Annotated in this window: 22 protein-coding genes; 13 read left to right on the forward strand and 9 right to left on the reverse strand. The window is 68.8% G+C overall.

From position 1 onward, the window contains the following. The first annotated feature begins 17 nt into the window (after positions 1 to 17). Together DI526_RS12455 and DI526_RS12460 are read left to right on the forward strand one after the other, a co-directional pair. Positions 18 to 1,025: a fumarylacetoacetate hydrolase family protein gene (locus DI526_RS12455; RefSeq protein WP_304278232.1), complete on the forward strand. Its 1,008-nt coding sequence runs from the start codon at positions 18 to 20 to the stop codon at positions 1,023 to 1,025. Beyond that, a complete protein-coding gene (locus tag DI526_RS12460) occupies positions 1,022 to 1,399 on the forward strand; it encodes a Rieske (2Fe-2S) protein (RefSeq protein ID WP_304278235.1) in 378 nt (125 codons plus the stop codon). Before DI526_RS12455 ends, DI526_RS12460 begins: the two co-directional genes overlap by 4 nt. 267 nt (positions 1,400 to 1,666) lie before the next feature. On the opposite strand, the gene DI526_RS12465 is transcribed toward DI526_RS12460, so the two are convergent. From DI526_RS12465 to DI526_RS12475, 3 genes are read right to left on the reverse strand one after another with little or no spacing between them, the layout of a single operon-like run. Continuing rightward, positions 1,667 to 2,149: a RidA family protein gene (locus tag DI526_RS12465; protein WP_304278238.1), complete on the reverse strand. Its 483-nt coding sequence runs from the start codon at positions 2,147 to 2,149 to the stop codon at positions 1,667 to 1,669. Between the two features lie 22 nt (positions 2,150 to 2,171). Further along, positions 2,172 to 2,564 carry a cytochrome c gene (locus DI526_RS12470; RefSeq protein WP_304278241.1) on the reverse strand — a complete coding sequence of 131 codons (393 nt, stop codon included), beginning with the start codon at positions 2,562 to 2,564 and terminating at the stop codon, positions 2,172 to 2,174. Positions 2,565 to 2,579: 15 nt separating this feature from the next. Then, on the reverse strand, positions 2,580 to 4,184 hold the full coding sequence (locus DI526_RS12475) for a flavin monoamine oxidase family protein (protein WP_304278243.1): 1,605 nt from the start codon (positions 4,182 to 4,184) through the stop codon (positions 2,580 to 2,582). A 263-nt stretch (positions 4,185 to 4,447) separates the two neighbouring features. Between DI526_RS12475 and DI526_RS12480 the strand changes: the two genes are divergently transcribed. Further along, on the forward strand, positions 4,448 to 4,993 hold the full coding sequence (locus tag DI526_RS12480; RefSeq protein WP_304278246.1) for a GNAT family N-acetyltransferase: 546 nt from the start codon (positions 4,448 to 4,450) through the stop codon (positions 4,991 to 4,993). 3 nt (positions 4,994 to 4,996) lie between these two features. Here the strand turns inward: DI526_RS12480 and DI526_RS12485 are convergent, their stop codons facing one another. Beyond that, positions 4,997 to 5,347, reverse strand: coding sequence for a hypothetical protein (locus DI526_RS12485; RefSeq protein WP_304278249.1), 351 nt, complete (start codon positions 5,345 to 5,347; stop codon positions 4,997 to 4,999). 84 nt (positions 5,348 to 5,431) lie between these two features. Here DI526_RS12485 and DI526_RS12490 point away from each other — a divergent pair, with 84 nt between their 5' ends. The 4 genes from DI526_RS12490 (at position 5,432) to phaH (ending at position 9,340) form a co-directional block, all read left to right on the forward strand. Next, positions 5,432 to 6,415, forward strand: coding sequence for a YafY family protein (locus tag DI526_RS12490; RefSeq protein ID WP_304278251.1), 984 nt, complete (start codon positions 5,432 to 5,434; stop codon positions 6,413 to 6,415). Between the two features lie 8 nt (positions 6,416 to 6,423). Then, positions 6,424 to 7,245, forward strand: coding sequence for a 23S rRNA (adenine(2030)-N(6))-methyltransferase RlmJ (gene rlmJ, locus DI526_RS12495; protein WP_304278253.1), 822 nt, complete (start codon positions 6,424 to 6,426; stop codon positions 7,243 to 7,245). A gap of 1 nt (position 7,246) precedes the next feature. Next, entirely contained in the window at positions 7,247 to 8,524 is a 1,278-nt protein-coding gene (gene chrA / locus DI526_RS12500) for a chromate efflux transporter (RefSeq protein WP_304278255.1), read from the forward strand. Positions 8,525 to 8,608: 84 nt separating this feature from the next. Further along, on the forward strand, positions 8,609 to 9,340 hold the full coding sequence (gene phaH, locus DI526_RS12505; RefSeq protein WP_304278258.1) for a phasin PhaH: 732 nt from the start codon (positions 8,609 to 8,611) through the stop codon (positions 9,338 to 9,340). Here the strand turns inward: phaH and DI526_RS12510 are convergent. Then, the gene (locus DI526_RS12510; protein WP_304278260.1) at positions 9,337 to 9,867 is read right to left on the reverse strand and encodes a GNAT family N-acetyltransferase; all 531 of its coding nucleotides are present in this window, start codon (positions 9,865 to 9,867) and stop codon (positions 9,337 to 9,339) included. The genes phaH and DI526_RS12510 overlap by 4 nt on opposite strands. 65 nt (positions 9,868 to 9,932) lie before the next feature. Here DI526_RS12510 and DI526_RS12515 point away from each other — a divergent pair, with 65 nt between their 5' ends. Then, positions 9,933 to 10,310: a nuclear transport factor 2 family protein gene (locus DI526_RS12515; RefSeq protein WP_304278263.1), complete on the forward strand. Its 378-nt coding sequence runs from the start codon at positions 9,933 to 9,935 to the stop codon at positions 10,308 to 10,310. 104 nt (positions 10,311 to 10,414) lie between these two features. Next, on the forward strand, positions 10,415 to 12,238 hold the full coding sequence (locus tag DI526_RS12520; RefSeq protein WP_304278267.1) for a DUF885 family protein: 1,824 nt from the start codon (positions 10,415 to 10,417) through the stop codon (positions 12,236 to 12,238). A 25-nt stretch (positions 12,239 to 12,263) separates the two neighbouring features. On the opposite strand, the gene DI526_RS12525 is transcribed toward DI526_RS12520, so the two are convergent. Beyond that, positions 12,264 to 13,871: an EAL domain-containing protein gene (locus DI526_RS12525; RefSeq protein ID WP_304278271.1), complete on the reverse strand. Its 1,608-nt coding sequence runs from the start codon at positions 13,869 to 13,871 to the stop codon at positions 12,264 to 12,266. A 260-nt stretch (positions 13,872 to 14,131) separates the two neighbouring features. On the opposite strand from DI526_RS12525, the gene recA reads away from it, so the two are divergent. From recA to DI526_RS12545, 4 genes are all read left to right on the forward strand, one after another. Further along, on the forward strand, positions 14,132 to 15,202 hold the full coding sequence (recA, locus tag DI526_RS12530; protein ID WP_304278273.1) for a recombinase RecA: 1,071 nt from the start codon (positions 14,132 to 14,134) through the stop codon (positions 15,200 to 15,202). Between the two features lie 328 nt (positions 15,203 to 15,530). Next, positions 15,531 to 16,577, forward strand: coding sequence for a hypothetical protein (locus DI526_RS12535; RefSeq protein WP_304278276.1), 1,047 nt, complete (start codon positions 15,531 to 15,533; stop codon positions 16,575 to 16,577). A gap of 208 nt (positions 16,578 to 16,785) precedes the next feature. Further along, complete coding sequence (gene alaS, locus DI526_RS12540) at positions 16,786 to 19,428, forward strand: alanine--tRNA ligase (protein WP_304278279.1); 2,643 nt, start codon at positions 16,786 to 16,788, stop codon at positions 19,426 to 19,428. 120 nt (positions 19,429 to 19,548) lie between these two features. Next, positions 19,549 to 20,067, forward strand: coding sequence for a hypothetical protein (locus DI526_RS12545; RefSeq protein WP_304278282.1), 519 nt, complete (start codon positions 19,549 to 19,551; stop codon positions 20,065 to 20,067). Between the two features lie 26 nt (positions 20,068 to 20,093). Here the strand turns inward: DI526_RS12545 and DI526_RS12550 are convergent, their stop codons facing one another. The 3 genes from DI526_RS12550 to DI526_RS12560 all read right to left on the reverse strand — a co-directional run bounded on the left by DI526_RS12550 (position 20,094) and on the right by DI526_RS12560 (position 22,947). After that, a complete protein-coding gene (locus DI526_RS12550; protein WP_304278284.1) occupies positions 20,094 to 21,032 on the reverse strand; it encodes an AEC family transporter in 939 nt (312 codons plus the stop codon). A gap of 13 nt (positions 21,033 to 21,045) precedes the next feature. Then, entirely contained in the window at positions 21,046 to 21,612 is a 567-nt protein-coding gene (locus DI526_RS12555) for a DUF2939 domain-containing protein (RefSeq protein WP_304278287.1), read from the reverse strand. 117 nt (positions 21,613 to 21,729) lie between these two features. Beyond that, positions 21,730 to 22,947 (reverse strand): NADP-dependent isocitrate dehydrogenase, encoded by a 1,218-nt coding sequence (locus DI526_RS12560; protein WP_304278290.1) that lies wholly within the window; start codon positions 22,945 to 22,947, stop codon positions 21,730 to 21,732. Positions 22,948 to 23,023: the final 76 nt, after the last annotated feature.

The raw sequence follows: 23,023 nt of genomic DNA on the forward strand, positions 1-23,023 counted from the left end.
ACAAGAAGGAAGCGCCGATGAAGCTCGCGTCTCTCAAGGGCGGCCGCGACGGCCGGCTGGTGGTGGTGTCCAACGACCTGGCCTGGTTCACCGACGCCGGCACGGTCGCTCCGACGCTGCAGGCCGCCCTCGACGACTGGGACCGCTGCGGGGCGCTGCTGCGCGGTCTGGCCGAGAGCCTCGAGCACGGCGCCGTGCCGCGCGAGCGCTTCCACGAGCATGACGCCGCCAGCCCGCTGCCGCGCGCCTATCAGTGGGTCGACGGCTCGGCCTACGTAAACCACGTGCAGCTGGTGCGGAAGGCGCGCGGCGCCGAGATGCCAGAGAGCTTCTGGACCGACCCGCTGATGTATCAAGGCGCGTCGGATGGCTTCCTGGCCCCCCGCGATCCGATCCCGCTGGCCGACGCCAGCTGGGGCTGCGACCTGGAAGGCGAGGTGGCTGTGATCGTCGATGACGTGCCGCTGGGCGCCAGCCGCGAGGAGGCCCTGGCCGCCATCCGGCTGGTCATGCTGTGCAACGACGTCTCGCTGCGCAACCTGATCCCAGGCGAACTGGCCAAGGGCTTTGGCTTCGTGCAATCCAAGCCGGCCAGCGCCTTCTCGCCCGTGGCGGTGTCGCCCGACGCGCTGGGCGAGGCCTGGAAGGACGGCAAGCTGCACGGCGCCCTGCTGGTCGAGCTGGACGGCAAGGACTTCGGCCGCGCCGACGCGGGCGTCGACATGACCTTCGACTTCGGGACCCTGGTGGCCCACGCCGCCAAGACGCGGCCGCTGTGCGCCGGCACGATCGTCGGATCGGGCACGGTCAGCAACCGCGACGCCGACGGCGGCCCCGGCAAGCCGGTCAGCGAGGGCGGCGTGGGCTATTCGTGCCTCGCCGAGCTCCGCACCGTCGAGACCATCTTGCATGGCTCGCCCAAGACGCCCTTCCTGCTGGGCGGCGACACGGTCCGCATCGAGATGAAGGACGCCAAAGGTCACTCGATCTTCGGGGCCATCGAACAGACGGTCGAACGGATTTGACCGTCGAGAGCGCCGCCGCCGTCGGCCGGGTCTGGTCGACGCCGTCCGGGGTGAACCTTGGCCCGCTGGACCTGATCAGGGACGGCGCCGCGCGGAACTATGTCCTGCAGATTGGCGACAAGCGCTTTCACGGCTTCGTAGTCCGAAAGGGCGAGGCGGTGTTCGGCTATGTCGACCGCTGCCCGCACGCCGGCCTGCCGCTGGCCCAGCAGCTGGATCAGTACCTGACGCCGGACGGCGCTCTGATCGCCTGCGCCTGGCATGGAGCGGTGTTCAGCGTGGAGGCGGGCCTCTGCCTCGGCGGGCCGTGCGTTGGCGCCAAGCTCGCGCCCTGGCCGGTCGAGATTACGGAAGGACGGATCCGCACCGCCTGACGCCCAAAAAAGAACGGCCGCCTCCCAGGAGGAGAAGGCGGCCGAGTCATTGGGAGGAAACGCCCGAAAGGACTGAATTCCATATAGCCGTTTGAATTCGGTCTGACAACGTTGTCACGCAAATAATTTCGCGGAACGGTGAAATGCCGTTGGGCTTGTCATCCCGGCCGTAGCGCAGCGAAGAGCCGGGACCGCGAAAATCGAATACCTCCGCTGCGGTCCCGGATCGGCGCGCTTCGCGCTGGTCCGGGACGACAGTTCGGCGGATTACTTCTTCTTGGCCGCCTGGACCTCGATCTCGACCAGCATGCCGTCAGCGACGAGGGCGGCGACCTGGCTGGTGATCCGCGAGGGCTTGTTGGGTTGGGCCGCGGTGCCGAAGTAGGTCTTGTAGCCCTCCATCATGCCGGCGAAGTCCATCTTGCCATCCTTGGCCGGATCGCCGACCAGCAGGACGCGCATCATCACGACGTCGGCCATGGTCGCCCCCTGGGTCTTCAGGGCCGCCTCGATGCGGCCCAGCACGCCGAGGGTCTGGGTTTTGGTGTCGCCGAACTTGGCCACGCCCGTGGCCTTCTCGTCGATCACGGGCGGGGTCATGCCCGAGACGTAGATGGTGTCGTAGCCGGCCGGCACGGTGACGACGCTGGCGATGGCCGACTTGGGGTCGCCGCCGCGGACGATTTCCTGGGCGTGGGCGGCGCCGGCGAGGGCGCAGAGGCCGGCGGCGAGAGCGATCAGGCGTTTCATGGGGTCTTCTCCCTGTGATGAGTTAGTGGGCCTGCAGGCCGCGCGCCGTGGCGGCCGCCTGGACGGACGCGCGGGCCGTAGCGACATCGGTCGCCTTGACCGCCGCCGCCTTGTTGCTCCACGCGCCACGGACATAGGTCAGGATGGCTGAGAGGTCGGCGTCGGACAGGTCGTCCTTGAAGGCGGGCATGCCCGCGCGGCCGTTCAGCACCGTGGTGATCACCACCTGGGGCGGACCCTTGACCAGCGGCGAGCCGTCCAGCGCCGGGAAGGCTCCCTTGACGCCCTTGCCGTCGGCTTGGTGACAGGCCGAGCAGTTGTCCATGAACAGGGACTTGCCGTCGGCGGACGCGATCGCCGGAGCGGCGAGACCGCCGGCGAGCGCCAGGGCGGCGAAGCGATAGGCGAAAGTCATGCGTTTCCTCGGAACCTAGGCTTGTTGGACGCGAGCGTGGATCTTGGCGATCTGCTGCCAGGCCGACTCGATGGCGCCGGCCTGCCATCCGCCTAGGTAACTCAGGTGCTCGCCGGCCAGATAGAGGCGGCCGTCCGGTTCACAGAGCACGGGATAGGCCGTCTTGCGGCCGTTCGCCCCCCATTCGGCCCAACCGCCCAGATTGTACTCGGCCAGGTGCCAGCTGAACGAGAAGGCGTTGTCGAAGTTCTCGGCGTATTCCGGGAAGATCTTCTGGCCGGCGGCGACCGCGAAGGCGGCGCGATCGGCGGGCTTCTTGGCGCTGATCTTGGCCGCCTCGCCGCCGAACGCGTAGTAGCCCAGCAGCACGCCCTTCTGCCCCTGCCAGCCGTAGGAGGGCAGGGTGATCGAGCCGATGCCCGGCAAGTCGGTATAGACGTGGCCGCCATAGATGTGGTGCTTGTCTTCCCAGAACCGGCTCTTCATCTGCAGGCCGATCTTGTTGACCGGCGCATAGGAGACGCCCGACATCGCCGCCTTGAACGGCGCCGAGGCGTCGAGGTCGATCTGCTTGAGAACGCTCAGCGGAATGGTGCACAGGCAATAGTCGGCGGTGACCTCGCCGGGCTTGCCGTCGGCGCCCTTGAACGACACCGTCACGCCGTTGGGCGATTGCTTGATCTTCTCGACGACCGTCGAATAGCGGATCATCGGCGCGACCTGCTTCTCGAAGGCCTTGGCGATCTGGTCCATGCCGCCGATCGGCTGCAGCATGGTGCGCTGCTGCTCGAAGCCGGTCACCGAGCTCAGCACCCGCCAGGCGTTGCTGTCCAGCACGTCCTTGAAGGCGAACGGCGGCAGCTCCTTGCCAGGACCCGGATCGACGCCGGCGCCAGGACTGACCGAAAAGCCCCGCCCTTCGGTGCCCTTGTAGGTCAGGTCGGACTTCGAGAGCCGGCCCTCGGTGACGAGGTAGGCGATGAACTTCTCGCGATCGAGGCCCGAGAGCGGCGCGTCGAGTTGGCCCTGGCTGGCGGCCTTGGCCACCACCTCGGCGGTGTAGCCGCGGATGTCGGCGGCGATCTCGCCCTTGCGCACCGGCTTGCCGGCCAGCGGCCCGGAGGCCTTCTCGAAATAGACGTAGGACGCGTCGTTGTCGTTGACGAAGCTCTCCAGCGGCACGCCGAACTGCTTAGTGTAGTGCAGGGTCGAGCGGTGGTGGTACGGGATCCGCCACGGGCCGTGGTTGATGTAGTGGCCCTCGTCGAACTCGCAGGTCTGGGTGTTGCCGATCAGGTCGGTGTGCTTAAAACCCTTGCGTGCGGTCTGGCAGCGGCCGCCGGCGAATGAGCGCGCCTCCAGCACCTGCACCTGATAGCCGGCCTTGCTGAGCTCGTAGGCGGCGGTCATGCCCGCCAGGCCCGCGCCCAGAATCACGATCTTGGTGTTCTTGGCCCCGCCGGTCAGCGTCGGTGGCAGCTCGGTGGCCGAAGCCTGGCTGAAGCCCAGGGCCTCCATCCCCGACAGGACCAGCGACATGCCGCCGACCGCCGCCAGACTCTCGAAGAAACGCCGGCGCGTGAGTACGCCACCCGCCGCCACCGCATCCAAACCACTCATCAATAGCCGCCCTTGTTCTTGGCCGGGCGGCGTCTTGTGCGCCCGGCTTTGCCCGGCCGTTTGACCGGAACGCGGCTATCTCGAAATTCACGCTTGCGCCGCGCAATCCGTTTTCAGTCGAGACGTTCACGGAGCTGTTCGACGCCCGACCAATGGGCGCCTGCACAGGTTATTGAGCGATCGCTGTGCGGGGCGGAAAGATCCTCGCGGACTCGCCGAATCCTTGTTTTTCTCCTGCTTCGGCCCTCGATGATTAGAATCTCATGACCTCAGCACCCGCCGCCCTCCGCCTTCGCCTCGCCCGGCCCGAGGACATGCCCATCCTGTCGGCCTTGATGGATCGGGCGATCGGCGAGCTGTTGCCCGCCTTCCTGCCGCCCGAGGGCGTCACGGCGTCCTATGAGGTGATGGGCCTGGACACCCAATTGATCGCCGACGGCACCTATTTCGTGGTCGAGGAAGGCGAGGCGATCGCCGGCTGCGGCGGCTGGAGCCGGCGCGCGACGCTGTTCGGCGGCGACCACTCCGCTGGTCGCGACGCGGCCCTGCTGGATCCCGCCAAGGACGCCGCGCGCGTGCGGGCGATGTACACCCACCCTGATCACACGCGAAAAGGCGTCGGCCGCATGGTCCTCGACGCCTGCGAGGCCGCGGCGCGGGCGGAAGGGTTCACGCGCGCCGAAATGGCCGCGACGATGGGCGGCGTTCCGCTGTATCGCGCCTGCGGCTATCAGGACATCGAGCCCTTCGAGGCCGAGACCTCAAGCGGCTATCGGGTCCCGCTGATCCGGATGGGCAAGGCGCTCTGAACGCTACGCGCAAAGGCGCATGGGCTCGGCCATCTCGTCGGTGGCTTCAGTCTCGAAAAGCTCGAACGCCTGCTCCCAGGCGGTCAGGCGGGAATCGCGCAGCTCGGCGTCGTCGGTGATCCGCACGATCTGGTCCTCGCGGTCGTCCCAGACCAGGCTGATGTCGGTGACCCGGGCGGCGTCACGGCCCAGCAGCAGGAAGATGTCGGCCCTGGCGGCGCGTTCGTGGCTGACCCGGCGCAGGGTGCGGCCGCCGCCCAGGTCCCGGTGGATGTCGGCATAGTCGAGCACCGCCGAGATCATGGCGGCGTTGACGGGGGCGACGGCCCAGGGGGAACAGGCGAAGCGCGACATCAAGGGCTCCTCAGGCGGTGTCCAATCTCGACGCTTGAAGATTGTTCGCGCGCTGCGACAGAAACGGTCGTATAAGCGCAGCCCATGCGACACGAGAAAGCCACCCGTCTTCTGCACCTGGCCCGGATGCTGGCCGGATCCGCCGAAGGCTTGACCCTGGACGAGATGGCCCAGGCGCTCGGCGTTGGCCGTCGGACCGCCGAGCGGATGCGCGACGCCGTCTGGGCGGCCTTTCCCCAGATGGAGGCCATCGACGACCCGCCGACCAAGCGGTTCCGCATCCCCTCGGGCCTGGACGGCGTGTTCCAGACGCCGACCGCCGAGGAGCTGGCGGCATTGCGCACGGCGGCCGACGGCTACAAGGCCTCCGGCGCCGACGCCCGGGCGGCGTCGCTCTACGCCCTCGAGGCCAAGCTGCTGGCGGCGCTGCGCGGCTCGGCCCGCCGGCGCGTGGCCCCCGACGTCGAGGCGCTGGTGCAGGCCGAGACCATCGCCATCCACGCCGGACCGCGGCCCTTCGAGGATGCGGCCGTGCTGTCGGCGATCCGCGCCGCCATCAAAGGCCTCCAGGCCCTGTCGTTCCGCTACGAAGGCGGCAGCACGCCCGGGCGGACGCGGGAGGTGACGCCGCTGGGCGTCCTGTTCGGCCGCAGCAACTATCTGGTGGCGTTGGAGGGACAGGGCGGCAAGCCGCGCTCCTGGCGCCTGGACCGGATGAGCGACCTGAAGGTGCTCGACAAGCCAGCCTCGCCGCCCGAGGACTTCTCGCTGCAGGCCTTCGCCGACGAGAGCTTCGGCATCTATCACGACGAGATCCAGGACGTGGTCCTGCGCATCCGGCCCGAGGGCGCCGAGGACGCGCTGCGCTGGCGCTTCCACGCGACCCAGACGGTGACGCCGGAGGCCGACGGCTCGGTGCTGGTCACCTTCCGCGCGGGCGGGATGCGCGAATTGGCCTGGCACCTGTTCACCTGGGGCGACAAGATCCAGATCGTCGGCCCCGAGGCCTTGAAGGCCAAGATGATCGAAGAGCTGCAGGAAGCTGGCCGCGCGCACGGGGCGTGGTAGGGAACGAGATGAATTACCGCCACGCCTTCCACGCCGGCAACTTCGCCGACCTGCACAAGCACGCGATCCTGCTGGCCATGCTTTCGGCTTTGCAGGACGAGAGCCGCGCCCTGTCGGTGATCGACACCCATGCCGGCGCGGGCGCCTATGACCTCTCCGGAGAGATGGCGCGGCGGTCCGGCGAGGCGCAGGCCGGGATCTTCCGCCTTAAGGCGGCCAGCGATGCGCCGGCGGTGTTTGGGCCGTTGCTTGCGGCGGCGCTGAAGATCAACAGCGGCCAGGCCGGCGATCTCTATCCGGGCTCGCCGCTGCTGATCGCCCGCGCGCTGCGCCAGGGCGACCGCTATGCGGGCTGCGAGCTGCGGCCGGACGATGGGCTGTTGCTGGCGAAGACCCTGGCGCCCTACGCCAACGCCCAGGCCTTGGAGGCCGACGGCTTCGCCACCGCCGCCGCCCAGGCGGGCCGGGGCGGGCGGGCTTTCGTACTGATCGACCCGCCGTTCGAGCGGCCGGACGACTACAGCCGGATCGCCGAGACCACCCGGGCGGCTCTCAAGCGCGCGCCGGACGCGGCCCTGGCGATCTGGCTGCCGATCAAGGACCTGGAGACGTTCGACGCCTTTATCCGCGCGATGGAAACCGTCACGAAGGACCTGCTAGTCGCCGAACTCCGCCTGAGGCCCCTGATCGACCCGATGAAGATGAACGGCAGCGCGATGGTGATGATCGGCGCGCCGGCCAGCGTCGAGGCGGCGGCGGCCGAGGCCGGCGACTGGATCGCCGCGCGCCTGGGCGAGGCCGGCGGGCGCTCCCGCGTCTGGCGCGCCTGACGTGAAGCTCAAGGCGGCTCCCAGCCTTGCTGAAGCCCTGCCGGTCTGGCTGAAGATCGGCCTGCTGGGCTTTGGCGGGCCCGCTGGGCAGATCGCCCTGCTGCACAAGGAAGTCGTCGAGAGCCGCGACTGGGTCGACGAGGACGAGTTCGCGCGGGCCTTGAGCTTCTGCATGCTGCTGCCCGGGCCCGAGGCTCAGCAGCTGGCGACCTGGCTGGGCTGGCGCCTGCACGGGATCCGAGGCGGCGTGGCGGCGGGGCTGCTGTTCGTCCTGCCGGGCCTTCTGGTAATGCTAGGCCTGTCGGCCCTGTACGTCGTCCATGGCCGCTCGGACTGGGCCGCGCCGGTGCTGCTGGGCCTGAAGGCCGCCGTGGTGGCGCTGGTGCTGCAGGCCCTGCTGAAGATCGGCAAGCGGGCGGTCAAGGACCGCATGTCGGCCTTCGTCTGCGGCGCCGCTTTCCTGCTCCTGGCCTTCACGGCCGTGCCGTTCCCGCTGGTGGTGCTGGGCGCGGGCGTGCTGGGCTGGCTGTCGGCAAAGGATGTGTCCGAGCCCGTCGCCGACCCGACGTCGCCGACGAGGGGGCAGGGGCGGACGGCGCTCGCTTGCCTAGTCCTATGGCTTGCGCCGATTGGTCTGGCCTGGCTGCTGGCGCCGGGATCGACCCTGGCCTGGATGGGACTGGCGTTCGGCGGTCTGGCGGCGATCAGCTTCGGCGGCGCCTATGCGGCGTTGGCCTATCTGGGGCAGGCGGCCTCGGCGTTCGGCTGGCTTACGGCGACCCAGATGCTGGATGGCCTGGGCCTGGCCGAGACCACGCCGGGCCCGCTGATCCTGGTCTTCGTCTTCGTCGGCTTCGTCGGCGCGTTCCAGACCGCCGCTCCGGAGTGGGCCTGGGTCCTGGCGATCCTAGGAGGGCTGATGGCCGCCTGGACGACCTTCGCCCCCTCGTTCCTGTGGATCTTCGCGGGCGGACCGCTGTTCGAGCGCTGGGGGCGGCGCCCCAGTCCGGCCCGCGCCCTGGCCCTGATCTCGGCCGCCGCCGTCGGCGTGATCGGGCAGCTGGCCCTGTGGTTCGCCCTGCACCTGCTGTTCCGTTCCGGCCAGACGCTGGAGGCGGGCCCGGTCAGGGTGCTGCTCCCGGACCCCGCGAGCCTCGACTACGCCGCCCTTGGCCTGACCGTCTTGGCGCTGGCCTTGGCGAGCCGTCTGCCGATGCTGGCGATGATCGGCGTGATGATCGCCGCCGGCGTACTATTGAAGATGGTCGGGCTCAGCTGACGTAACGTCATTATTTTCGCGCTTGCGAACGTGGTTTCTGTGTTATGCTGCGGCGCACAAAATCGCGGCAGCCGGGAGCGCCCCATGGTTTCCTCGTCCTCGTTCTTTCCCGAAGTAAATTCCGACGCCATCGAGCCTCAGCTGGCCCCTCGCGTCGTGGTCGGCGCGGCGTCGCCGCTGTGGCTGATGTTCGGCGGCGCGGCCGTCGCGGGCGCCGCCTACTGGTGGTGGGCCTCGCGCTGGCGCGAAGCCGTCAACCTGGAAGCGCTGATGGCGCTGGCGCCCGAGCCTGTCGCCCCGGCCCTGGAGTCCGAGGCGATCTTCGAGGCGGCGCCGGAGCCGATCTTGGAAGCCTTTGTCCCCGAAGTCGTCGCGCCCGAAGAGGTCCTCGTCGACGCGGTCGAGGCGGCCGAAACGGTGATGGACGCGGCCGAGGAGACGGCTTCCATCGTGGCCGAGAGCGCGGTTGCGGCCGTCGATGCGGCCAATGACGCTGTCGCTGAAACCGTGGCGCTGGAGCCCGAGATCGCCGCCCCGGCGGAAGAGCCTCCGGCTGAGGTGGTCGAGCCCGTCGTCGCCGCTGCGGTGACCGTCGCCGACGACCTGACGCGACTGGTCGGCGTCGGTCCCAAGCTGGCCACCGCCCTGGCCGAGCTGGGGGTCACGCGCTTCCAGCAGATCGCGGAATGGACACCCGCGACGCTGGCCGAGATCGACCTGAAGCTGGCCCTCAAGGGCCGCGCCGAACGTGACGCCTGGATCGCCCAGGCCAAGCGTTTCGTGGAAGCGGCTGGAGCCGAGGTCGCGGAAGCCTAGGCTGGATCAGGGCGCCGCTCCATCATCAGGATCGGCGATCCGCGATAGGTCGCGTGCGTCTTTGCGCGAAACCCAGTCTTCACCGCCAAGGCGATCGAGGCGGCGTTCTCCACGCCGATGATGCAGGGCACGACGTCCGGCGCCAGGGTTTCGTCGATCCAGGCGAGCCCGGCGCGGACCGCCTCGGTTCCAAAGCCCTGGCCGTGCGACCAGGCGGTCAGCACCCACCCCATCTCGGGCAGGCCGTCGAGGCTGGGCTCGAGTTCGCGGCGCAGGTCCGCAAAGCCGACCTCGCCGACATAACGGCCGGTCGAGGTCTCGCGCACCGCCCAGTAGCCGAAGCCCATGACGTCCCAGAGGCCGCGCGCGCGCAACAGCCGCGTCCAGCTTTCCTCGTCCGTGAACGGACGGCCGCCGAGGTGGCGGGTGACGACGGGATCGGCCCACATGGTCCGGCTGTCCTCGAAATCGGCCAGGGTCGGCGGCGCCAGGGTCAGGCGAGCGGTGATCAGCACGGGGGCGGGCATCGATAGCCTGTTTGCGGTTCGGGCGGAGGGCAGGCTACACGGGCCAGAGCCTCAGGAAAGAGCCCATGACCTCGCCCGCCGACGCCATCGCCGCCCGTCGCAAGCTGACCAACAAGCTGATCGCCGCCAAGGACGCCGCGCGTCTGAAGCCCTTCTTCGATCCGCGCGTCACGGTGATCGCCGGCGACGGCTCGCTGCTGCTGGGCGCCGAGGACGTGCTGGCGGCCTTCGCCGGACAGTTCGCCGAGCGAGGCTTCATCGCCTATGTCCGCACGACCGAGGACATCACCCTCAACGTCGAGGGGAGCCGCGCCGCCGAGCGCGGCCGCTGGGTCGGATCCTGGAAGGACGCGCCCGAGCAGTCCGGGACCTACCTGGCCACCTGGAAGAAGGTCACCGGCCAGTGGGTGATCGAGAACGAGGTGTTCGTGACGCTGGCGTGAGCGGTTCGGCTGGACGCGGCGTCGTGACTCGGCATTAGTTTGGCCCGCTCTTGGCGGCGGTCTCACGGCTTCGTCCTCAAAAGTGTTCCCAGGGGAGGAAAACCTTGCTCAATCGCCGTCAGATGATGTTCGCCTCCGCCGCCGCCGGCTTCGCCGCGACCGGCGGCCTGCCGTCCCTGGCCCTGGCCCGCGAGGGCGAGGCCGCCAGGCTGAACGCCCTGTTCGACGAGATGATGGCGGTCCAGCTTCGCCGGTCGCCGGAAACCGCCGCGGCCCTTGGCCTCGACAGCGGTGATCTGGCCTGGACCAAGGCCCTGCTCGGCGACCGATCGTTCGCCGCCATCGAGGCGGGCGCGGCCATCACAGCGAAGCAACTGGCCGCCCTGCGCGCCATCGACCGCCGCGCCCTGAAGGGCATGGACGCGGTGAACTACGACACGATCGAATTCGTGACGTCCGTGCGCGACGAGGGCAATCGCAAGTTCACCTATGCCGGCGGCGGCTCGGGCGCGCCCTATGTGCTGAGCCAGCTGACGGGCAGCTACATGTCCATCCCCGACTTCCTGGACACCCAGCACAGCATCGAGACCAAGGCCGACGCGGACGCCTATCTGGCGCGCATGGAAGGGTTCGCCCGGCTGATGGACCAGGAGACGTCCATCGCCAGGCGCGACATCGCCGACGGCGTCATCCCGCCGGACTTCATCATCGACAAGACCCTGGTCCAGATGCGGGCCTTCGCGACCACGCCGACCGCCGACGCCCCGCTGGTGACGTCGCTCGCGCGCCGAGCCCGAGAAAAGAACATCGCGGGCGACTGGGCGGGCGAGGCCACGAAGATCTACGAGACCTCCGTCCTTCCCGCCCTCAAGCGCCAGATCGCGCTGATGGAGAGCATCCGCCCAAAGGCCAACCACGACGCGGGCGTCTGGCGACTGAAGGACGGCGCCGACTACTACGCGCTCTCGCTGAAGACCTACACGACCTCGACCCTGACGCCGGACGAGATCCACCAGCTGGGCCTCGACATGGTCAAGTCGATCGAGGGCCAGGCCGACAAGCTGTTCAAGACCATCGGCATGACGAAGGGCACGGTCGGCGAGCGGATGCGCCAGCTGGGCCAGGACATCTATCCGAACACCGACGCGGCCAAGGACCAGCTGATCAAGGACCTGAACGACAAGGCCGCCTGGATCCAGAAGCAGCTGCCGGCCTATTTCGGTCAGTTGCCAAAGGCGCCGCTGGAGATCCGCCGCGTCCCGAAGGCGACCGAGGCGGGCGCCCCGGCCGGCTACTACAATTCGCCGTCGCTGGACGGCAAACGACCCGGAATCTACTGGATCAACCTGCGCGACACGGTCGAGCAGCCAAGGTACATCCTGGCCACCCTGACGGCCCACGAGGGCGTCCCGGGCCACCACCTGCAGGGATCGCTGTCCAACGAGGCCAAGGGGCTGCCCATGCTGCGCAAAAGCGTGGGGTTCTCAGGTTATGACGAGGGCTGGGCGCTCTACGCAGAGGAACTTGCCGTGGAGATGGGCGTCTACAAGACCGATCCGCGCGGCCATCTGGGCATGCTGCACGACGCCCTGTTCCGCGCGGTGCGCCTGGTGGTCGACACCGGCATGCACCACAAGAGGTGGAGCCGCGAGCAGGCGGTCAAGTACATGGCCGAGACCATGGGCGACGAGGAGAGCGGGTCGATCACCGAGATCGAGCGCTATGTCGTGTGGCCGGGCCAGGCCTGCAGCTACATGATCGGCAAGATCGTCTGGCTGCGCGCCCGCGCCAAGGCCCAGAAGGCGCTGGGCAAGCGGTTCGACATCCGCGCCTTCCACGACGCGGGCCTGCTGTCGGGCAGCATGCCGCTGACGGTGCTCGAGCAGGTCATCGACGACTATATCGTGGCCAACGGCGGCAAGGCCTGACGTGCGACGGCAAGGGCGTGCGGCCCTAGCCCCAGCTCTCCGAAGCGCCGGCGCGGCGCGCCACGGCGCGAACCGGGGCGGTGGTGCGCAGGGCGGGGGAGGGCTTCTCCGAGGCCTTGCCGTAAAGCCAGCCCTGGGCGAAGTCGACGCCCGCGTTGCGGACGATGTCCTCGACCTCCGGCGTCTCGACCATCTCGGCCACCGTGCGGATCTTGAGGTCCCGGCACATCTGCACCAGGTGTCGGATCATGGCGCCGTCGCGGCTGTTGTCGGCCAGCTCGCGGACATAGCGTCCGTCGATCTTGACGATGTCCAGGTTCAGGCGCTGCAGATAGGCGAACGAGGCGGAGCCCGCGCCAAAGTCGTCGAGGCAGACCATCGAGCCCATGGCGCGCAGGGCCTGGATGTTCTGGTTGGCGAACGCCAGGTCGTCGATCTCGGACGTCTCGGTGATCTCGAAGATCAGGCGACCCTTGGCCTCGTCGAAGCGGGCCAGCAGGCGACCGACCTCGTCGATGAAGGTGTCGCTGCCGATCGTGCGGCCGGAAATGTTCACCGCCAGTCTCAGCGACCGATCGGTGTTGACGGCCAGCCGCTTGACCACCTGCTCGACGACGGCCTTGTCCAGTTCCTCGATCAGGTCGAATTCCTCGGCCATCTTGATCATCGCGAAGGGGCTGGCGCCGTCTTCGAAGCGCACGAGGACCTCGTGGTGGTGCGCCAGGCCCGAAGCCAGGGTGACGACAGGCTGGAAGGCCAGGCTGAACCGCCGCTGACTCACGATGGCGCCCAGCGCGCCGGCCTGGGCTAGGGTGCGCTTGACGGACCGGTTCATCGCGTCGTTCAGGCTGGCGCGGGGCGCGCCCTTGACGCCCTCGCGGAGGAAGTCGTCCAGGGCGTAGCGCAGCGCGCGAAGGGCGCGCGCCGAGTTTCCCGGGCTTTCCAGCGGCACGACCTGGGCCATCGCCGGCGTACTGACCAGCGCCGACAGGCGCTGGAGCATGTTCTCCTGCGGATTATCGCGCGTCCTGACCAGGGCGAAGCGATCCTCCGACAAGCGCGTCGCGGCCGAGCCGCCGTGCGACTCGGCCCGCACCGCGCCGGCCACGCGCACGTCCAGCTCCGCCGCCTCGCTGGGCGAGAGGCCGTCGCGCAGGGCGCCCAGGCCGGAAAATTCGATCATCGCCAGCTCGAGCTCCACGCCCGTCACGCGCGCGGCCTCGAACAGGCCCTTGGCGATGTCGTCGAACGCTTCGCGCGGCTGCAGCTCGCCAGGCTTGAGGGCGGGCGCAAGGGCATGGGCGGTGGTGATCGCGCAGGAGATGCGGCCGCCGTTCTCGGGCAGGGCGCGCAGGGTGACGCCGACGGAGCGTGTCTCGTCCTCGGCCAGGCGCAGGACGATCGGCCCGCGGCGAAGGCCGTCGTTGGCGCAGGCCAGGACCGTATCCATCAGGGGGCGGTCGTCGGGATGGAACAGATCGCTCCAGGCCGTGTTCATCAGCGCCGCCTCGCTGCGGCCCACAAGGCGTTGGGCGGCGCCGAGCGCCAGGCGCACCTGGCCGTCGCGCAGCTCCACTAAGAGGTCCGCGCTGGCGAAGGCCAGGCCCAGAAGGCGGCGTGGATCGATCGACAAGGGCGCTCTACTCCAAGACGTGCCAGTACCCTTCCACACAGGGCTTAAGGAGCGGTTGCCCGGCGAGACATGCTTGGCTCGATCTGGGTTCCAGCGCGGTTTCGGCCCACGTCAGAAACGGTCGTTTCTTTGTTGCGGAACATCTTGCGAACATGGAACAAAGGCGGTACGCATTAAGGGTGTTCCACAGGTCGTTGAGACGCGGCGCCGCAAGCGCCCGAGCGGCCCACCGGAATCATGGGATAGAGGGCGGACCAACAATGACCAGTCAGGCGGCTTTGAAACTCGTGGCCAAGGAAGAAGGCGATAAGCAACGCGCGCTAGAGGCGGCTCTCGCCCAGATCGACCGCGCGTTCGGCAAGGGCTCGGTGATGAAGCTGGGCGAAAAGGGCAAGGTCGAGATGGAGTCGGTTTCCACCGGCTCGCTGGGTCTCGACATCGCGCTCGGCATCGGCGGCCTGCCCAAAGGGCGGATCATCGAGGTCTACGGACCGGAAAGCTCGGGCAAGACCACCCTGGCCCTGCACGTCGTGGCCGAGGTGCAGAAGGCTGGCGGCACCGCCGCCTTCGTCGACGCCGAGCATGCTCTGGACCCGTCCTATGCGCACAAGCTGGGCGTCAATCTCGACAACCTGCTGGTCTCCCAGCCCGACAACGGCGAGCAGGCGCTCGAGATCACCGACACCCTGGTGCGGTCGGGCGCGGTCGATATCGTCGTCGTCGACTCCGTGGCGGCCCTGACCCCGAAGGCCGAAATCGAAGGCGAGATGGGCGACAGCCTGCCGGGCCTGCAAGCGCGCCTGATGAGCCAGGCGCTGCGCAAGCTGACCGCCTCGATCAACAAGGCCAACACCATCGTCATCTTCATCAACCAGATCCGTCACAAGATCGGGGTGATGTATGGCAGCCCCGAGACGACCACGGGCGGCAACGCGCTGAAGTTCTACGCCTCGGTGCGCCTGGACATCCGCCGTACCGGCTCGGTGAAGGTCCGTGACGAGATCATCGGCAACAACGTCCGCGTGAAGGTGGTCAAGAACAAGGTGGCCCCGCCGTTCCGCGAGGTCGAGTTCGACATCATGTACGGCGAGGGCATCTCCAAGCTGGGCGAAGTGATCGACCTGGGCGTCAAGGCCGGCATCATCGAGAAGGCCGGCTCGTGGTTCTCGTACGGTAGCCAGCGTATCGGCCAGGGCCGCGACAACGTCCGCGAGTTCCTGAAGAACAATCCCGACATCGCCAAGAGCATCGAGGCGGCTGTCCGCAAGTCGTCGCAGAAGATCGAGGAAGAGCTTCTGGTCGGCGGTCCCGAGGAGGGCGAGGAAGAATAGGCCTCGCGCAAGCGCCTTTGCGAGGAGCCAGATCCCGGCTCCTCGTCGAAAGAGCTTCGGAACAGCTGCTGGGAGCCTCTCGCTCCGGGGCCTGTTCCAGGGTTTCGCGGCCCTCGCATCAGCCACGGGCGGTCCCCGCCTTCAACACGCCCGCGGCCCCACCGCCGCGACGGCCGCGATCAGGCCGCCTGGACCCCATGCCAGGCGGCCTATTTTCTTTGAAAAGGCGGCGAGGCGGGCGGCCAGGGCCGAGGACGTCGCCGCCGCACGATCTTCATCTTGCTCCCAAAGGGGGCACGGCGCACAACCTTAGGGCGGAGGCGAGATGATGCGTTCGATGCTTGTGGCGATGGCGATCGCTGGACTTCCGACCGCCTTGCTGGCGGCGCCCCAGGATCAGCGGGCCCCCTGTCGCCAACTGGCCGAGCAGGTGCGGCAACGCGCCCGAACCCTCCCGAACTTCCTCAAGCTCGACGCCGATCACCTGTTGGCGCCGACCCTGACGGCCCGCCCCGCGGTCACTTCGCCGCCCGCCGCTGTCCGGGCGGCGGCCGAACGGCTGCTCGACATCGAACCTGGGGGCGGCGTGGCGTTGTCCGTGCTATCGCCCGGCGTCTGGCGGGCCGAGCGCCGTGAGGGCACGGCCAACTGCACGCGCGATGTGTTCTTCCGCCTGGAGCGTGGACGTGCGGTGACCTTGCCGGCCCCGCCGGCGTTCACCGATCTCTGTTGGACATCCAGCCGAAGTGTCGGCGCGATGAACCATGTCCCGGTGCTGGTGCAGCAGGACGCAATTGATGGGCCGCTCCCAGGCTTCGACGCCGAGATCACGCCGTGGCGGCAAGGCTGGCGTCCGGCGTGCCGGCTCTCGGTCCGTTATCGCGACGCCTTCACGGTCACCGAGGCGTTCGGCGCTGATCTGACGCTTCGCCGGGGCGCGGCGCCGCTGGCGTCCCAGCTGGCCAGCGCCCTGGCGCGGAGCCGCGGCGTCTCGGAGCCATCGCTGGCCTCAGCGGCTCCGATCGCGGTCGCCCGCCGCCACCCCGCGCTGATGACCGCCGCCAAGCGGTTGGCCGAGCGCGACATGGCCGGCGCCGACAGTCTCCCGACGTTCGGGCAGGCGGCCAAGACGCAGTTCACCGACTTCAGCGACACGGTGACCGCGACGGTGGTCAGCCTCGATGGCGAGCCGATGGTCGCGCGGGTGGGGATCGGCGGCGTGGGCTGGCGGCCGATCGGCGACTACCTGGTTGTCCTGTACCGGCAAGGTACATCGGAGCTGACGCCCGTGGCGAGCTTCGTCGTCACTCAGACCCTGACAGGCCTGCTGTCCGCCACGGCCAGTGCGCCCAAGCCCTGGACCGATAACCGCTAGACCGCCGCTAAGTCGCCACCGTCCGCGACAGGTCGCGGGACGCTTGATCCGTCCGCCGCCGGCGACCGGCCCGGCGGCGTGAACCCGCCTTTTCACCGCGAACGCGACTCCCCATTTTCCGAGTCGTTTCCCCTTCGCTAAAAACCGCGCTATGCAGCGGCCGACTCCCGGCCGCTCGCCGGACCGGTACGCCAGACTTGAGACGCTCATGCCCAGCCTGAACGAGATCCGCAGCACCTTCCTCGACTACTTCGGCAAGGCCGACCACGCGGTGGTTCCGTCCGCGCCGCTGGTGCCGCAGAACGATCCGACCCTGCTGTTCGTCAACGCCGGCATGGTGCCGTTCAAGAACGTCTTCACCGGCGCCGAGACGCCGGCCCATCCGCGCGCGGCCAGCTCGCAGAAGTGCGTCCGCGCCGGCGGCAAGCACAACGACCTCGACAACGTCGGCTACACCGCCCGCCACCACACCTTCTTCGAGATGCTGGGCAACTTCTCGTTTGGCGACTACTTCAAGGAACAGGCGATCCACCACGCCTGGACCCTGTTGACCGGCGAGTTCAAGCTGCCCAAGGAAAAGCTGCTGGTCACGGTTTACCACACCGACGACGAGGCGGCCGACCTGTGGAAGAAGATCGCGGGTCTCGGCGAGGACCGCATCATCCGCATCCCGACCAGCGACAACTTCTGGTCCATGGGCGACACCGGCCCCTGCGGCCCGTGCTCGGAAATCTTCTACGACCACGGCGAAGGCATTGCCGGCGGCCCTCCGGGCAGCCCCGATGAGGACGGTGACCGCTTCATCGAGATCTGGAACCTCGTGTTCATGCAGTTCGAGCAACTGGCCGGCGGCGAGCGCGTGTCGCTGCCCAAGCCCTCGATCGACACCGGCATGGGCCTGGAGCGGATCGCGGCCGTGCTGCAAGGCCAGCACGACAACTACGACATCGACCTGTTCAAGACCCTGATCGCGGCCTCGGTCGAGCTGACCGGCGTCAAGGCCGAGGGCGCCCAGGCCCCGTCGCACCGCGTGATCGCCGACCACCTGCGTTCGTCCTCGTTCCTGCTGGCCGATGGCGTCTCGCCCTCGAACGAAGGCCGCGGCTACGTCCTGCGCCGCATCATGCGCCGCGCCATGCGCCACGCCTATCTGCTGGGCGCGCAGGAGCCGCTGATGCACCGTCTGGCGCCGACCCTGGTCGCAGAGATGGGCCAGGCCTATCCGGAGCTGCGCCGCGCCGAGGCGTCGATCGTCGAGACCCTGCGCCAGGAAGAAGAGCGCTTCCGCACGACCCTGGGCCGCGGCATGGGCCTTCTGGACGAGGCGACCGCCAACCTGTCGGCCGGCGGCGTGCTGGACGGCGAGACCGCCTTCAAGCTCTATGACACCTACGGGTTCCCGCTGGACCTGACCCAGGACGCCGTGCGCGCCAAGGGTCTGACGGTCGACACCGACGGCTTCGACGCGGCGATGCAGAAGCAGCGCGAGATGGCGCGCGCCAACTGGGCGGGCTCCGGCCAGCAAGGCGCGGCCGCCGCTTGGTTCGCGATCAAGGAAAAGAACGGCGCGACGGACTTCGTCGGCTACGAGACCACCGAGACGACGGGCGTGGTGAAGGCGATCGTCCTGGACGGCGCCGAGGTCGAGAGCGCCGTCGGCGGCCAGACCGTCGAGGTCCTGCTGGACCGCACCAGCTTCTACGCCGAGAGCGGCGGCCAGGCCGGCGACCAGGGCGTGCTCGAGGCCAATGGCCGCGAGAACCGCGTGATCGACACCCAGAAGCAGGCCGGCGAGCTCTATGTTCACCGCGTCGAGCTGTCGGGCGATCTGAAGGTCGGCGATCAGGTCGTGGCCTCGGTCGACGCCGAGCGCCGCCACACCACCCGCTCCAACCACTCGGCCGCCCACCTGGTGCACGCCGCCCTGCACCACGTGCTGGGTCCGCACGTCGCCCAGAAAGGCCAGATGGTCGACGGCGAGCGCATGCGCTTCGACTTCAGCCACGGCGGTCCGCTGACGGCCGAGGAGCTCGACAAGATCGAGGCCGAGGTCAATGAAGTGATCCGCCAGAACGTCCCGGCCGAGACCAAGGAAATGGCCCCGCAGGAGGCCATCGAGGCCGGCGCCGTGGCGCTGTTTGGCGAGAAGTACGGCGACAGCGTCCGCGTGCTGACCCTGGGCAAGTCGCTGACCGACGAGGCCAAGGCCTATTCGGTCGAGCTGTGCGGCGGCACCCACGTGGCCCGCACCGGCGACATCGCCCTCTTCAAGATCGTCTCCGAGCAGGGCGTCGCGGCCGGCGTGCGCCGCATCGAGGCCCTGACCGGCGAGGCGGCCCGTCGCTTCCTGCTGGACCAGGCGGGCGTGGCCAAGTCGCTGGCCGACCAGTTCAAGACCCCGGTCGCCGAGGTGGCCGCGCGCGTCGACGCCCTGATCGCCGACCGCAAGCGTCTCGAGAAGGAACTGGCCGAGGCCAAGAAGCAGCTGGCCCTGGGCGGCGGCGGCGCGGCCTCGGGTCCGGAAGATGTGAACGGAACGGCCCTGATCGCCCGCGTCCTGGACGGCGTCGGCGGCAAGGAGCTGCGCGGCGTGGCCGAGGAGTTCAAGAAGCAGCTGACCTCGGGCGTCGTGGCCCTGGTCGGCACGTCGGACGGCAAGGCCGCTGTCACCGTGGCGGTCACCGCCGACCTGACGGCCAAGTTCAGCGCCGCCGACCTCGCCAAGGCCGCCGTGATCGCCATGGGCGGGCAGGGCGCGGGCGGCAAGGCCGACTTCGCCCAGGGCGGCGCGCCCGACGACAGCAAGGCTCAAGAGGGCCTCGCGGCGGTCAAGGCGGCGCTGGCCGGCTGATCGAGCAGGATCGCCAACACGATGAGGGGACGTCGCAAGGCGTCCCTTTTTTCGTGGCCGCTTGACGAAGACGGCGCACGGGGCTCAAATGGATTACGTTTGTAATCCTGGCGACGCCCCATGTCTCTCCCGATGTCGATGCGACGGCTCGCCGCTGCGGGCGTGGTCCTGGTCCTCGCAGGCTGCGAGCGCGAGGTGGCCAGGACGCCGGCGCATTTCACGCCGCCGTCGCTCTGGCGGGTGAGCGTGGTCGAGGACTCAGGCGGCCAGGCCGGCGCGATCGACGTCTGCGCCAACCCGGAGCTGGTGGGCGCCTTCCAGCGGGCGGAGCCCAAGGTCGGCGGCCTGCCGTGCCTGCCCGTTGGCAAGCCGGCCAAGGACACCCCTGACGAGCACATTTCACGCTGCGAGGTCGGCGGCGCCCGCTACGGCCTCTATGTGACGACGGACCGCAGGACGCCGGACGACTTCACGGTCCGCTTCGCCCTCCAGCCCCTGGAGAGCGCGGTCGGCAAGATCGTCCAGGCCCGACGCTATCAACGCCTGGGGCCATGCCCGAGCGGCTGGAAGGCCGGCGACGAGGGCAAGCCGGGCGGTTCACCGACTTCCAGCGTGCTCACCGGCCAGGGACCGGGTTGAGCGACGGTCGGCGTTAGAAACCGCCGTTAGCGGTGAACCAGCAACAGCACCGCGACCGCCAGGGTGGCCATCGCCGCCGCCGTGGTCAGGGCGACCGTGCGCGCGGCGCCGCGGGCGAAGACATCGTAGGTGCGGGTCTGGATGAAGACGCTGACGGCGGTCGGCGCGGCCGCCAGCAGGGTGGCGCCGGCGCGGAAGGCGGGCGGGGCCGGCGTCAGGCCGATGACCAGCCAGGCTCCCAGCGGGAACAGGACCAGCTTGGCGATCGCCGCCGCGGCGATCGGCGCCGTGCGTGGCCGAGCCTGGCCTCCGGTTTCGCGAAGCCCCAGCGCCGCGCCAAGCGCCACCAGACCGACAGGGCTGCCCGACGCCGCGGCCAGGTCGAGCGCGCGATCGAGGGCTTGCGGCGTCTTCAAATCCAGCAGGGCGAGCGCCACCCCGGCGAACGCCGCCGCGACGACGGGATTGCGGAAGGCCTGCAGGATCGAGCGGCCGACAGAGCGCCCGGCCGCCCAGCCGAGCAAGCCCACCCCCGCGGCGGACAGGACGACGAAGTCGACCGCGATGACGCCGGCCGCCAGTCGCGCGGTCTCGGCCCCCAGGACCGCCCCGGTGATCGGCAGGGTCAGGAAGGCGCTGTTGCCGACGCCGCTGGCCATCGACGCGCCGGCCTGCTCGGCCTTGCTCCATTTCAGCGCCCGGCCCAGAAGCACGACCGCCGCCATGACCACGAGTCCCACGAGGGCGTAGGCCGCGAGACCCGCCGCCAGCTCGGGCGGCGGACGGCCCAGCCGCGACAGCGAATGAAGCAACAGCGCCGGAAAGCCGATCCAGTAGACATAGAGCGACAGGCCACGCGCCTGCTGGGCGTCCAGCAGGCGCAGGCGGCTCAGCGCCAGTCCGGCGCCGACCAGCAGGAAGAACGGCCAGACGCGGCCCAGGACATCGGCGACGACAGCGATCACGAAAGTAGCTCTTTCAGCCTTGGCGCTCGTCGGCGGGCAGGCGGATGTGCGCCAGCTTCCAGGTGAACAGGGCCTGGCGCTCGAAGGTGAAGACCGTCGTCTTGCCGCGCGCACCCGGCCGCTTGACCGCGATGCGCACCCGGTTCGGATCCCAGTAGGCGATGGTCGGATGAGGTCCCGTGAACGCCTGCTTCAGCGCGTCGCCCGAAGCGGGGGCGGGCGGGGCAGCGCCCGGCGCGTAGCCGCGGGTCAGGGCGCTGAAGCCGGACACCGTCAGATAGCGGTCGACCTTGGGCTCCGTCGGCGCGATCGGCTCCACGGCCTTCTTGAAGACCCCCAACGGGTCGCGCCAGATCGAGGGCGCTTCGGGCTTGGCGGCGGGCGCGTCGGCCACCAGTTGCGCCGTCAGGCTGCTGCGGACGGCGGGGAAGTCGACCAGCTCGCCGATCGCCTGGACGTCCTCGTACTGGGCGGCCGCCTTCAGCGCCCGGAACGCGAACCAGGGCGCGGAAACGAAGGCGGCGGCGAACACGAAGATCGCCAGCACGATCAGATCCCAGATCCGCTTCTGCAGGGTCATGGCGTCTCCGACAGGTCAGCAGCGCATAGACAGCCTTACGGGCCTAGCGTCCACAACGAAAAACGCCCCCGGAGGTGATCCGGGGGCGCTCTTGAGCCGTCTTCGCTAAAGCGAAGCTTAGGCCGCGGCCATGGCCTTCTTCAGGTTCTCGTCGATCTTGTCGAGGAAGCCTTCGGTGGTCAGCCAGCCTTGCTTGTCGCCGACCAGCAGGGCCAGGTCCTTGGTCATGTAGCCGCTCTCGACGGTGTCGACGCAGACCTTCTCGAGCGTGGCGGCGAAGTTGGCCAGCTCAGTGTTGTTGTCCAGCTTGGCGCGGTGGGCCAGACCACGCGTCCAGGCGAAGATCGAGGCGATCGAGTTGGTCGAGGTGCTCTCGCCCTTCTGGTGCTGGCGGTAGTGGCGGGTGACGGTGCCGTGGGCGGCCTCGGCTTCCACCGTCTTGCCGTCCGGCGTCATCAACACCGAGGTCATCAGGCCCAGCGAGCCGAAGCCCTGGGCGACGATGTCCGACTGCACGTCGCCGTCGTAGTTCTTGCAGGCCCAGACATAGCCGCCCGACCACTTCAGCGCCGAGGCGACCATGTCGTCGATCAGGCGGTGCTCGTAGTGGATGCCCAGGGCCTTGAACTGCTCGGCGTAGTGCGCGTCGTAGACTTCCTGGAAGATGTCCTTGAAGCGACCGTCATAGGCCTTGAGGATCGTGTTCTTGGTCGACAGGTAGACCGGGTATTTGCGGTTCAGGCCGTAGGCGAACGAGGCGTGGGCGAACTCGCGGATCGACTCGTCGAGGTTGTACATCGCCATGGCGACGCCCGAACCCGGAGCCTTGAACACTTCGTGTTCGATCGTCTGGCCGTCCTCGCCGACAAACTTGATCGTCAGCGTGCCCTTGCCGGGGAACAGGAAGTCGGTGGCGCGGTACTGGTCGCCGAAGGCGTGACGGCCGACGATGATCGGCTGGGTCCAGCCCGGCACCAGGCGCGGCACGTTCTGGCAGATGATCGGTTCGCGGAAGATCACGCCGCCCAGGATGTTGCGGATCGTGCCATTCGGCGACTTCCACATCTTTTTCAGGTTGAACTCCTTCACGCGGGCTTCGTCCGGCGTGATGGTGGCGCACTTGACGGCGACGCCATGCTTCTTGGTCGCGTTGGCGGCGTCGATCGTGACCTGGTCGTCGGTGGCGTCACGGTTTTCAACCGACAGGTCGTAGTAATCCAGTTCCAGGTCCAGGTACGGGAAGATCAGCTTATCCTTGATGAGCTTCCAGATGATCCGGGTCATTTCGTCCCCGTCCATGTCGACGACGGGATTGGCGACTTTGATCTTGGCCATTGCGGGGCAGTTCCTCTGGCGGTGGCGCGCCTGGAGCGGCCTGGCGCACAGGGCCAGGACGCGGCGCGGACCGGCT

It is taken from the genome of Caulobacter segnis, assembly GCF_003243465.1.
GTDB classification, from domain to species: domain Bacteria; phylum Pseudomonadota; class Alphaproteobacteria; order Caulobacterales; family Caulobacteraceae; genus Caulobacter; species Caulobacter segnis_A.